The sequence below is a fragment of the Pseudoalteromonas sp. SG45-3 genome (assembly GCF_014164075.1).
GTDB classification, from domain to species: domain Bacteria; phylum Pseudomonadota; class Gammaproteobacteria; order Enterobacterales; family Alteromonadaceae; genus Pseudoalteromonas; species Pseudoalteromonas distincta.
This window is the reverse complement of record NZ_JACJEN010000027.1, coordinates 1-12,641: the sequence shown is the minus strand read 5'-3', so window position 1 is coordinate 12,641 and position 12,641 is coordinate 1. Positions and strand designations below refer to the sequence as shown.

General features: G+C 39.0%; 10 protein-coding genes. 1 reads left to right on the top strand and 9 read right to left on the bottom strand.

Annotated elements, in window-relative coordinates:
• From H5126_RS19645 to H5126_RS19630, 4 genes are all read right to left on the bottom strand, one after another.
• The gene (locus H5126_RS19645; RefSeq protein WP_002960680.1) at positions 1 to 327 is read right to left on the bottom strand and encodes a hypothetical protein; all 327 of its coding nucleotides are present in this window, start codon (positions 325 to 327) and stop codon (positions 1 to 3) included.
• 139 nt (positions 328 to 466) lie between these two features.
• Entirely contained in the window at positions 467 to 1,969 is a 1,503-nt protein-coding gene (locus H5126_RS19640; RefSeq protein ID WP_002960681.1) for a sodium:alanine symporter family protein, read from the bottom strand.
• 378 nt (positions 1,970 to 2,347) lie between these two features.
• A complete protein-coding gene (locus H5126_RS19635; RefSeq protein ID WP_002960683.1) occupies positions 2,348 to 3,475 on the bottom strand; it encodes a M14-type cytosolic carboxypeptidase in 1,128 nt (375 codons plus the stop codon).
• A 183-nt stretch (positions 3,476 to 3,658) separates the two neighbouring features.
• Positions 3,659 to 5,101 carry a glyceraldehyde-3-phosphate dehydrogenase gene (locus H5126_RS19630; RefSeq protein WP_002960684.1) on the bottom strand — a complete coding sequence of 481 codons (1,443 nt, stop codon included), beginning with the start codon at positions 5,099 to 5,101 and terminating at the stop codon, positions 3,659 to 3,661.
• 174 nt (positions 5,102 to 5,275) lie between these two features.
• Between H5126_RS19630 and H5126_RS19625 the strand changes: the two genes are divergently transcribed.
• The gene (locus H5126_RS19625; RefSeq protein ID WP_182721070.1) at positions 5,276 to 6,076 is read left to right on the top strand and encodes a DUF2989 domain-containing protein; all 801 of its coding nucleotides are present in this window, start codon (positions 5,276 to 5,278) and stop codon (positions 6,074 to 6,076) included.
• Positions 6,077 to 6,314: 238 nt separating this feature from the next.
• Here the strand turns inward: H5126_RS19625 and ihfA are convergent, their stop codons facing one another.
• From ihfA to H5126_RS19600, 5 genes are all read right to left on the bottom strand, one after another.
• Complete coding sequence (gene ihfA, locus H5126_RS19620) at positions 6,315 to 6,614, bottom strand: integration host factor subunit alpha (protein ID WP_002960690.1); 300 nt, start codon at positions 6,612 to 6,614, stop codon at positions 6,315 to 6,317.
• Between the two features lie 2 nt (positions 6,615 to 6,616).
• Complete coding sequence (pheT, locus tag H5126_RS19615) at positions 6,617 to 9,004, bottom strand: phenylalanine--tRNA ligase subunit beta (protein ID WP_002960691.1); 2,388 nt, start codon at positions 9,002 to 9,004, stop codon at positions 6,617 to 6,619.
• 15 nt (positions 9,005 to 9,019) lie between these two features.
• Entirely contained in the window at positions 9,020 to 10,000 is a 981-nt protein-coding gene (pheS, locus tag H5126_RS19610; RefSeq protein WP_002960692.1) for a phenylalanine--tRNA ligase subunit alpha, read from the bottom strand.
• 344 nt (positions 10,001 to 10,344) lie between these two features.
• Complete coding sequence (hda, locus tag H5126_RS19605) at positions 10,345 to 11,055, bottom strand: DnaA regulatory inactivator Hda (RefSeq protein ID WP_002960693.1); 711 nt, start codon at positions 11,053 to 11,055, stop codon at positions 10,345 to 10,347.
• Complete coding sequence (locus tag H5126_RS19600; protein WP_182721504.1) at positions 11,055 to 12,110, bottom strand: DUF2066 domain-containing protein; 1,056 nt, start codon at positions 12,108 to 12,110, stop codon at positions 11,055 to 11,057. Before H5126_RS19600 ends, hda begins: the two co-directional genes overlap by 1 nt.
• Between the last annotated feature and the right edge of the window lie 531 nt (positions 12,111 to 12,641).

Below are 12,641 nucleotides of genomic sequence, written 5' to 3'. Positions count from 1 at the left end.
TCATTTTTTCTTTTTTAGAGTCACTAAAATAATACGATTTATAAGGTACCAGATACAGCCTATGCCTATTGCGGCAGTGTAAGCATACCACTGAAGTGTTTCTTCTTGCGGTTGTAAAAAGTACAAGCAGAAAAAACCACCTAAAAATAAGATAAGCGCCAAAAAGGAGTGATTTATAAACATCTGCTTTTTTTTAATTCGCTGTTCGCGCTGAAGTTGTAAAACTTGCTCGTCGTTTAGCTCTGCAATGTTGCTTTCGCAATGCGGACATTGCTTATGTTTATCTGAAATTGATTTTGCACATTTTGGGCAACGAATAATCGCCATACTTCTCTCCATACTACGCATAAAAAAAGCGCCTTTCGGCGCCTTTATTGTACTTGTTTTATTTCTCGTTGTCTTTTTTGAATTCAAACCAACAACTGATTTAGGGGCTATAATTTTCTAAGTTGCCCACTAAGTTTAATTACTCAGCGTCTTTTGACTGTTTCTCTAAACGCTTTTCCCAAAACGAGGCGTTTTTAATCCCTAATTTAACTGGGTCAAATGTGATTTTTCCGCCTTTTTTCTTCTGATCCTCATAATCGCTCAAACATAACAAAGCTGGCTTAGCTACAAAGAAAATAGCTAAAATACCCAATATGTTAATCCAAGCCATTAAGCCAACGCCAATATCTCCAATAGTCCAGATATAACCTGAATTATTAACCATACCGTATGCAACCATGAACATAATCACAAATTTCACAAGGACAAGCGGGATATTGCCTTTAAAGTAACGATTTAAGTAAGCAATATTTGTCTCTGCAATGAAGTAATAAGCAAGTATTGTGGTAAAGGCAAAGAAGAATAATGCAATACCGACAAATGCTTGTCCAAAGCTGCCAAATACACTAAATAAAGCCATTTGAGTAAAGGCTGCTGAGCCAACTTCAGTCGCTGCATCGACATTTTGTACAATAAACTGTCCTGCTGGTAAATCACCCACAACATTATATTGCTGCGTTATTAAAATCATTAATGCTGTTGCAGTACACACAAAAATGGTATCAACATAAACCGAAAAAGCTTGTACTAAACCCTGTTGAGCTGGGTGATCAACCTCTGCAGCGGCTGCAGCATGAGGCCCACTACCTTGGCCAGCTTCATTAGAATATATACCACGCTTTACGCCCCAACCAATAGCGGCACCAAAACCAGCCTGTGCAGTAAATGCATCACTAATAATTAAATAGAATATATCAGCTACTTTATCTAAATTTAAAAATACCACGATTAATGCCAGTACTATGTAACCCAGTGCCATAAATGGCACTACTACTTGCGTAAAGTTTGCAATACGCTTTATACCGCCAAAAATAATAAACGCTAAAACAATAAGGATGATTGCTAAAGCGACTAACTTAAAGCTACCTACGTCACCAAAGCTAGTAGTAACCATGTTGCCACTGCCAAACACTTGGGTAAACGCATTACCTACTGCATTTGCTTGTACACCAGGTAGAAAAACACCACAGGCAATAATCGCCGAAACAGCAAATAAAACAGCTAGCCACTTTTGCCCTAAACAACGGTCAAAATAGTACGCTGGGCCACCACGGTATTGCCCATCTTCTTCTGTTTTATAAATTTGGCCTAAAGTAGACTCTGCGTATGCAGTGCTTGCACCTAAAAATGCAACAACCCACATCCAAAAAATTGCGCCTGGCCCACCAAAGCCGATAGCGGCAGCAACGCCAGCGATATTACCAACGCCTACTCGTCCAGACAACGATACTGCAAGGGCTTGAAAAGATGAGATACCTTTATCAGACGTGTTAGGACTAAATAATAACTTACACATTTCTTTAAAATGTCTAACTTGAGCAAATCGAGTTAATACTGAATAAAACAAGCCTGCGCCTAGGCATAAATAGATGAGTGCATTACTCCAAACAACATCATTAACAGCACTTACAAAAGCTTCCATGGATATCCTCTATAGTTATATTTATTATTTTTAATTACGAGACTCTGCTTTAGCTACTACGCTACATAAGCTTTACGAAATAAGGTTTTACCTCTCCCGTCCCGACTCATGATTTAATTAATCTTAACTTAAGTAACCTAACTTTGTTAACACTTAATTTTCAAAATATATAATTACACGCTTGGCGAAAGGCACTACATCTGTAGTATTTAAATGAAAGTAGATTGATTTGTACCGATACGGTGATGATACGCAGCGAAGAAGCGTTGAAAACGTTTTAAGAATAAAGCTGCTATATGATTATTATTTTTTTATACAAGGGGTTTTATTAAAAGCAAAAAGGGTATCAAAACATTGATACCCTTTTAGATAAACGTTTTATCTTAAATCATCAACAACATTAACAATAGCCGCTAATGTATCTTGACCAAATTGATACGAACGACGATCTGACCAGCCGTAATCTGGATCAGGTAAATCGTTGTTGTCTTTAAATGGCATTTCAATTGTGTACGTTAATGCTTTGAATTCTTCAGCCGTAGCTGATGAACCTACCGTTAGGTTAGCTTGACCTGGCTCATCTTTTGGATAGCCATGCTCATCTTGAAACTCAGGTGTAATAGTTAAAAGCGCAGCTTTAAAGCTATCTTCTAAACCTTTTAAGCGTTCATCGTAACTTGGAATACCTTCACTGCCTGCCACAAAGTTATATGGGATAGCTTCATCGCCGTGTATGTCTAAGTGCATATCTAAGCCAGCTTCGCGCATTTTATTAAGCACTAAGTAAACCTCAGGGCTATTTTCCATGCTTGGTGTTTGCCATTCACGGTTTAAGTTAACACCTTTAGCGTTAGTACGAAGATGTCCGCGTGCGCTACCGTCTGGATTCATATTAGGCACAACGTAAAAAACTGCTTTTGATAGAAGCGCAGCTGCATGTGGGTCTTCGTCATCAAGAAGTTTGTGCAGTAGACCTTCAACATACCACTGCGCCATTGTTTCACCTGGGTGTTGACGTGCTGTGATCCAAATGGTTTTCTTGTCTTCACTTGGCTCACCAATTTTAAGCACACTCATATCGCGGCCATCGAGTGTTTCACCAAGCGTTATTAATTGGCAAGCGCCTTGGCTTTGTGCCCAAGATAATAAATCTAAATGGCGGTCGTAACTGTATGGCGCAAAGTAAGCAAAATATACGCTGCCGCACTCTGGTTCAATTTCAAAGCTTAATGTGCCATTTTCATAGCTTGATGGTACACGAAACCATGTTTGGCGGTCATATGATGCAACGGCTTGGTACCCTTCCCAACCATCTGGGTAAGCTGATTTATCAAGCTCATTAATATTTAACTTATGCAATTGGTAAGGTGTTGTTTCAAGACGAAAGTGAAACCACTGATAAAATTCAGACTGGTGATCTTTATTAATTTCTAATTGAATATTTAAAGGATCGGTGGCTTCAATAACTTTGATATTACCACTGTCGAAATTGCTGCTGATTTTCATGAAAAAACCTTTAGGTTGAATAAGTTTATCTGCTTATTAATTCACAGAACTGACATTATTTTATAAATAGTAAAACGAATGTGCATCTTCTTAATTAAAGCCTATCACAAGGCATACGCTTTAAAAATAATACACGACCAAAAAAGCCAGCAACATGCTGGCTTTTAAGTCACTGCAAATAAATTAGCGAGGTAAGCTTGGGAATGACACTTCGGCCATATCGCGCATACAACGAACTACTTGGCAGCTGTAACCAAACTCATTGTCGTACCATACATATAAAACAATACGGTTATCTTCAACAATTGTTGCTTGTGAATCAACAACACCTGCGTAACGGCTACCTACTAAATCGGTAGATACAATTTCCGTTGATGCAGTGTAATCAATTTGATCACGTAAGTCTGAATGAAGTGCTGTATCGCGTAAAAATGCGTTTAGCTCTTCAACTGATGTGCTTGTTGCTAAGTTAAGATTTAAAATAGCTAGCGACACATTAGGTGTAGGTACGCGGATTGCGTTACCTGTTAACTTGCCTTCAAGCTCTGGTAATGCTTTTGAAACCGCTTTTGCAGCACCTGTTTCAGTAATTACCATATTGAGTGCTGCGGCACGGCCACGGCGCTCTGCTTTGTGGTAGTTATCAATAAGGTTTTGATCGTTCGTGTACGAGTGTACAGTTTCAACATGGCCATTATTGATACCAAACTTATCGTTTAATGCTTTAAGCGTTGGTGTAATTGCATTGGTTGTACAGCTTGCTGCACAAACAATTTTATCTTCAGGTAAAATATCTTTGTTATTAACACCATATACGATGTTTTTGATATTGCCTTTTGCAGGAGCTGTTAATAATACTTTTGCAGCGCCCTTACACTCTAGGTGCTGGCCAAGGCCCGCTTCGTCTTTCCAAATACCGGTGTTATCAACAATTAATGCATTGTCGATACCGTATTGAGTGTAATCAATTTCGCTAGGAGAGTTAGCGTAAATAACTTGAATGTAGCTACCGTTAGCTTTAATTGCATTGCGTTCTTTATCAATCGTGATTGAGCCATTGAATGGACCGTGAATTGAATCACGACGCAGTAAGCTTGCACGCTTTTCAAGATCCCCATCTTTACCACCACGCACAACAATAGCGCGCAAACGTAAATCTGAATATGGACCTGATTTTTCAATTAATAAACGCGCTAATAAACGACCGATTCGACCAAAACCATACAATACTACATCGCGTGGCTCTTTCGCTGGTGAGTCTGTTATTTCTGCAAGTTCATCTTTTACAAACTCTTCTACTGAACGACCTTTTGCGGCTTCAGTGAACAAATAACTATATGCAAGCTTACCAATATCAATACGTGCTGAGTTTAATTCCATTTTGCTGATAGCTTCTAAAAATGGGAAGCTTTCGCGCAAACGTAATTTAGTGCCTTCAAACTGAGCAACGGTTTTGTGAGATTTGATAATATCGATAGTACTGGCATTTACGAGAGGACGGCCATATACAGCGATTTCGATACCACGATTACGGTAAAGCTTACCAATAATTGGTTGCATGCTTTCTGCGTAATCTTGGCGCTCTTGCCAACTATTTGTGTATTCTAACTCGTGAGATGAGGTCATTTTATTTACCTAAGTTTATCATTTTGAACGGATAGCCTTTAAAAATGCACTATATTTTGAGAGTAATGCACTTCAGGCAGGGCTATTCTAATTTAAACTGAAGTTATTCTCTACTGTTAGGCATTAAATGATTGCGTTAGAATAACAAAGTAAATATTCATTTGGGGTTAAGGAATGCTTAAAAAAGCAAGTGTACTATTGGGTTTGCTAACATTGGCAGGGTGTGAAGAGCCGTTAACACTCGCACAAGTGTGCAAAGAAACACCTGGCTTTTGTAGCGACTTAAACAAAGACAGTCACTGCAAGGATGAGCGTTCTGATGTAATTATCAAACGCTACATAGAATACAAAGACCCTACTGATGAAAATAAATACCAATTACTCAAGGACTTTGAATCTTATAACCAATGCATAACTTTGGCCTCTAAAATTGAACATATTAAGTTAAAAGCTAAAAAAACGTCACGTATTGATGGTCAATTAACGAGTATTAAAGAAATGACTCGGTTATATCAAGATACCCAAAATACAAACCACCCAGGTTTGCTCTACTACCAATGGTCACGAAATAACAACCAAAGTGCGTTGACTAAATTATTGGCTATAGAAAATGATAAAAGTGTAACGCAAAGTGCCGAAATGCAATTTTTTTTAGCATCGTACTATATTAAATTTGATGATGAAAAAACCATTGATTTACTTTATAAAACTCTAGAGCTCAATAAAAAAGACAACATACCGAATCCGGAAGTGTATACATCACTTATTAGTCTTTTTTATAAACATGATAAGTTTAAGCACGCATATATATTTTCTAAAGTAGCGCAAATGTCGGGGATTGAAAATATTGATGTATTTGAAATTGAGCAGAAATTAGTCGCAAATGGTAAAAGCTTAGATAGCCTAGATGTACTTGCAGAGCAAACATTTCAGCAAATAATGGCAGGTGATTTTGTATCTCCTCGAGAGTTTTAATTTATAATCGCAAAAATAACCTAATACCAATCTGCTTATGTATGGGGTCTATTTAACGTTAAGGAAATTACGCTAGAACTAGGCAAAAATTTTGTATCTAGTTGTTCTAGATAAAAATATTTTAACGACGTTATAGTGTTATGTAATTCGTTAAATTGATCAAAGATTTATGCAGGTTGGTATAATTTAATAACTAGGTTATTCAGGCAAATAAAAAGGCAGCTTACGCTGCCTTTTTTTATTTTGCTTTGCTTGTGCCCACTTCTACGCGGGTTTTAAGCTTTTGACCTGGTCGAAAAGTCACCACGCGACGTGCCGAAATAGGAATATCTTCGCCTGTTTTCGGGTTGCGGCCTGGTCTTTCTTTTTTGTCTCGAAGATCAAAGTTACCAAATCCAGAGAGCTTAACTTGCTCGCCTTTTTCTAGCGCTGAGCGGATTTCTTCAAAAAACGCTTCAACTAAATCTTTGGCATCTTTTTTATTGATCCCGAGCTTTTCAAATAGGTGTTCAGCTATGTCGGCTTTAGTAAGCGCCATATCTAGTCCCTCAACGATGCATTAAACTGTTCGGCCAATTCGGCCACCACGTTATCAACTACTAGATTGATATCTTTCTCTTCGAGTGTTCTATCAACCGCTTGCAGTGTTAGAGCAATCGCCAAACTCTTATAATTTGGCTCAATACCTTTGCCCTTATACACATCGAATAAGTTTAGGTCAACCAATTGATTTCCGCCAACTTTTTCGATCACGCTTAAAATGTCGCCAGATTTAACGCTGTCTGCCACTAAAATCGCGATGTCGCGGCGATTTGAAGGGAATTTAGACACCCCTTCGGCTTGCGGTAAATTTCTTTTTTCTATTGCTGACATTTCAATTTCAAAAACAAAAGTTGCGTTGTTGATATCTAACGACTTTTGAGCTTGAGGATGTAAAGCACCAAAAAAACCAACCTTTTTACCATCAACATATATTACTGCTGATTGACCAGGGTGAAGTCCATCTGACTGCTCGGCTTTAATTTCAAAGCGAGTAATGTCATTGGTAATTGCAAGTAAGGCTTCAACATCACCTTTTAAATCGTAAAAATCAACATTGCGTTTTTCTTCAACCCAATGTTCACCATTTACAAGACCCGTAATAACACCGCCAATAACCGGTACTTGGTAAACACCATTTTCTGCACTTTCGTCGCTTATAAATTTAAGACCATGTTCGAATAAACGAATACGAGGCTGTTGGCGATTTTGGTTATACGCTACAGACGCTAATAAACCCGGCATTAAACTTACACGCATTGCTGACATTTCAATTGAAATAGGATGCGGTAATACCATTGCTTTACACTCTGGGTGTAAAATAGCTTGTGCTTTAGGGTCTACAAAGCTGTACGTAATTGCTTCTTGGTAACCACGAGTCACTAACGTATTGCGGAACTTGCTAAGCGCAATAGTTGCTTCGTTATGTGTCGTCATTTTAAGTTTTGCAGTTGGTGCAACATTTGGAATGCTGTTGTAACCGTAAACACGTGCTACTTCTTCAATTAAATCTTCTTCGATGCGAATATCAAAACGGTAGCTTGGTACGTCCGCACTCCAGCTTTCATTTTCTACTTTAACATCAAGACCTAAACGCGTAAGAATATCTGTTACTTTAGCATCTTCAATATGATGACCAATAACACGGTCTAAACGTGCACGACGAAGACGTACTTCAGTCACTTTTGGTAGTTTATCAGCCGCAACAGCTTCAACTACTGGACCTGCTTGACCACCCACAATTTCAAGAAGAAGTGCTGTTGCACGTTCCATTGCATCGTGTTGTAGAGCAAAATCAACACCGCGCTCATAACGGTGTGAAGCATCAGTGTGTAAACCGTAGCTACGTGCTTGTCCTGCAATTGCTACAGGATTAAAAAATGCGCTTTCAAGTAATATATCAGATGTTTTATCTGTAACACCTGATTGCTCCCCACCAAAAATACCCGCAATTGCAAGTGCCTTATTATGATCGGCTATCACAAGTGTTGTGTCGTTTAATTTAGCGGTATTACCGTCTAATAAAACAAGTTCTTCGCCTGCGTTTGCACTACGAACTTTAATACCACCTTCAATCGCATTTAAATCAAACGCGTGCATTGGGTGACCAAGTTCAAGTAATACATAGTTAGTAACATCAACTACAGGATCGATAGAACGTACGCCACTACGACGTAATTTTTCAACCATCCAAAGTGGTGTTTCAGCATCAAGGTTAATGCCCTTTATCACACGGCCAAGGTAACGAGGACATGCATCTTCGTTAACTAGCTCAATTGATACTTTGTCATCAATTGTTGGCGTAACCGCTGGGATATCTAATACATTTACGTCAATGCTATTTAAAACACCTACTTCACGAGCAAGGCCTTTAATACCTAAACAATCACCACGATTTGGTGTTAAGTCAACATCTATAATATTGTCATCAAGACCTAGGTAGTCACGTAAATCAGTGCCTACTGGTGCATCGCTTGGCAATTCCATAATGCCGTCGCCTTCTTCGCTAATACCTAGCTCAACAAAAGCACATAGCATTCCGTTTGAAGGTTGGCCGCGTAGTTTGGCTTTTTTAATTTTAAAGTCACCAGGAAGTACAGCGCCCACAGTTGCAACAGCAACTTTAATACCTAAACGACAATTTGGTGCACCACACACGATATCAAGTAGCTCATCGCCACCTACGTTAATTTTGGTAACACGAAGTTTATCTGCATCAGGGTGTTGACCACATTCAACAACTTCACCAACAACTACGCCATTAAATTTGGCAGCAGCAGGCTCAACACCATCAACTTCTAGACCAGCCATTGAAAGCTGTTCCGAAAGAGCTTGCGTATCAATAGCAGGATTAACCCACTCTCTTAACCACTTTTCACTAAATTTCATTTTATTGTTTCACTCTTAACGGAACTGGTTCAGGAATTTTAAGTCATTTTCGAAAAATGCACGCAAATCGTTTACGCCATAGCGCAACATTGTTAAACGCTCTACACCCATGCCAAAGGCAAAGCCGGTGTATTTTTCTGGGTCAATGCCCACAGACTTAAGTACATTGGGATGTACCATGCCGCAGCCTAGTACTTCTAACCACTTACCGTCTTTACCCATAACATCTACTTCAGCTGAAGGTTCTGTAAATGGGAAGAATGAAGGACGGAAACGAATTTCCATATCCTCTTCAAAGAAGTTACGTAAAAAATCATGCAAAATACCTTTTAACTCCGTAAAGCTAACATCGGTATCAACCATTAAACCTTCAACCTGGTGGAACATTGGTGTATGTGTTTGGTCGTAATCGTTACGGTATACACGTCCAGGTGAAATAATGCGCAGTGGTGGCTGCTCAGTTTCCATAGTACGAATTTGCACGCCACTAGTTTGTGTGCGTAGTACTAATTTAGGATTGAAATAAAAGGTATCATGATCAGCACGTGCTGGATGGTGCTCAGGGATATTTAGCGCATCAAAGTTATGAAAATCGTCTTCGATTTCTGGACCAGATTTAACTTCAAAACCTAACTCACCAAAAAAGCTTTCTATACGCTCAATAGTGCGCGTAACTGGGTGTAAACCGCCGGTAGGCATAACACGTCCTGGCAGAGTTACATCTATAGTTTCAGCAGCTAGCTTTTCTTCAAGTGCTTTACTTGCAAGCAATTCACGCTTTTCGTTAATAGCAGCTTGCACATCCTGTTTAGCTTGGTTTATAACTTGGCCTGCTTCTTTACGTTCTTCAGGTGCTATTTTACCTAACGTTTTAAGTAAGCTAGTGATTTCGCCTTTTTTACCAAGGTAATTAACCCTGATATCTTCTAACTGCGCTATTTCACTGGCACTGGCTACCGCCTCAAGTGCTTGCGCTAATATATTTTCTAAGTTCATTCGATACCTGATCTTTCACAGAAGGTGATTGCTTAAGAGCGTGTTGGCCTTTCAAGATTGCTTCTCAACTGTGTGGTTGGCTATTAAATAAGGTTAAGCATTGGGCTGTAGTTTCCTACATAAGTCATGCAATAACCCTAAATAAAGACCAAACGCATGTTGTTCGAAGTGTTTATCTTGTGGCTACTCTCTTTGTTGTTCGGGTATTGCATATAAAAACTATGCTAATGTCCTCACGACGCGATTAAAGCACCCTTAAGTTAAACAAATTCCAATCAGGAAAGGTAAACACGCTCTGATAATAGCTTATGATAACTGAAAGCAGGGTCTAGATTCTAGACCTACTACAGCTTTAACGTTGATTTTATAAAAGGAATAGTTAATTTTCGCTGTGCAGCCATAGATGCATGATCTAATTTGTCGAGTACATCTAATAAAGCTCGCATATCACGGCTTAAGCGGGTTAATAAAAAGCGTGCACACTCATCACTTAATTCAAGGCCGCGCATGTGAGCGCGCTTAACAAGTGCTTGTGCTTTATCGTCATCACTCATAGAACGAATTTGAAAGGTTGTTCCCCACGTTAAACGAGACTCTAAATCAGGCAGAGATATATTGAGCATGCTAGGAAGTAAATCAGCAGTTACTACTAACATTTTGCCGGGTTCGTTAAACCGGTTAAAAAAGTTAAATAGTGCTTTTTCCCACGCATCATTCCCTGCAACTAAATGCACGTCATCAATACATAGAACATCAAGCGCTTCTAAACCGTCTAATACCATAGGTCCAAAGTCAATTACTTCGCGCATAGACAGTAGCATATTAGATAAGCCACGCTCTTGTGCTTTTATGCAGGTTGCATATAAAAGATGAGACTTGCCCGAATCACCTAAACCACATAGGTATGTATACTGAAACGTTTTTGCTAATTTGGAAAAGCTATCTTTTAGGTGATTAACCTCCAAAGAGTCTTCTCCCCCAAAATACGATGCAAATGTTTCGTCATCCGGTAAAGTAACCGGTAGTGCCATTTGCATCGGCTCAGACATTAGCATTATGGTGTTACCCATTGATACTCTAAGCTATTTTTATCAACAACATGATAAAATGCGCGTGGATCCTCATAATCTTTAAATGAAGAGTCTAGCCCTAACCCTTTTTTAAGATCACTCAAGTTACCAGTATGGTTTAGTTTAAATTCAACAAATTCCGGTGTTTTACGAACAATTTTGACTTGCGTAACAACACTCAGGCTCAATAATCTTCGTTTCGCTAATTCTATATCAACAAAACTTTGTGTACCCTTTAGCGTGAGCGTAGCAGTTGCTTGTTCATAATAAGCATTTGGATCAATTGCATACTCGCTTGCAAGGCCTCGCGCTAAGGTGTCAATCATCTGGCTCACTATTTGCTGTTTATCACCAGTTAATCGATTTGAATCAAATTGATCATCATTAGTAAAACGCCAATCTAAAATCCAATTTTCGCTATCTGGTTCTTTATACATTCTAGCTGTAATACTTCGCTCAGCGCTGTAGCGTCTAGAGGCCTCTTCTACTGGTTCTGAAAAGTTACCCCACACCTCAGGAATACCTACTAGACGTCGATCTTGTAAATCAAGTAATGGAACAACAACAGGTAAACCACGACGCCCTGCTTTGTCATAAATTAACTGCTCTAACTGCGGGTAACTTTCTTGTGTTACCAATTCTCTGCGCCAATTGTCTTCAATACCTAACCATATTGCGACTAATGGACGTTGTACTCCCCATAAAGGTAAGTTTAACTCTTTGATTAGCGCGTTGATCTTTCGAGCTTCAAATTTAACAACGAGTTTCAATTGTCCATTTGCTCTCTCGTCATATTCAAACTTAAGCATATAATCAGAAATATCTTTAGTACGTTGCTGCGCTAATTTATTTTGATCCGCAGTTTCATCACCGCTTACTTTCACTAAAACATTAAGCAAAGCTTTACGACTCGCAGCTAATCGAGTATCTCGTGTTTTGTCATCCACTTTTAAAATATCTTGATATAGATCAGTTACTTCAACTGCCGACACAGAAAAACAAAATAAAATGGATATGGCGCTAATCAATAATCTATACACAGGCTGTTAGTTCTTGGTTTTAAACTGATTTGATCCTAAATCAAAGACAGTAACAAAGCAAAATTAAATTTGTTATCTAAGGAAATGAAAGTAATTAGCTTTTATAAAAAATAAAAAATTAAATTAACATCAGAAGTCGCTGCGCTTGCCTGACCTACGTGATGGGTGATGCTGTGAATGAATGTTAATTACGTGTATTTCACTTTTCTGCAGACGTAAAAAAGCCCGACTATTTCTAGTCGGGCTCTCTACAATTTGAAGTCGGTGCGCTACGCAGTAGGATGTCGTAGTGCCTACAGTGGTAGAAAGTCACATAGCAAATGCTACACTCTCTTTGTGTCGGGAGTCGCTACGCTCGCCCGGCCTACGAGATGGGGGTTGCTGTGAGTGTGTGTTAATTGCGCACATTTTACTTTTCTGCAGACGTAAAAAAGCCCGACTATTTCTAGTCGGGCTCTCTACAATTTGAAGCCTGGTAATGTCCTACTTTCACATAGCAAATGCTACACTATCATCGGCGCTGTTTCGTTT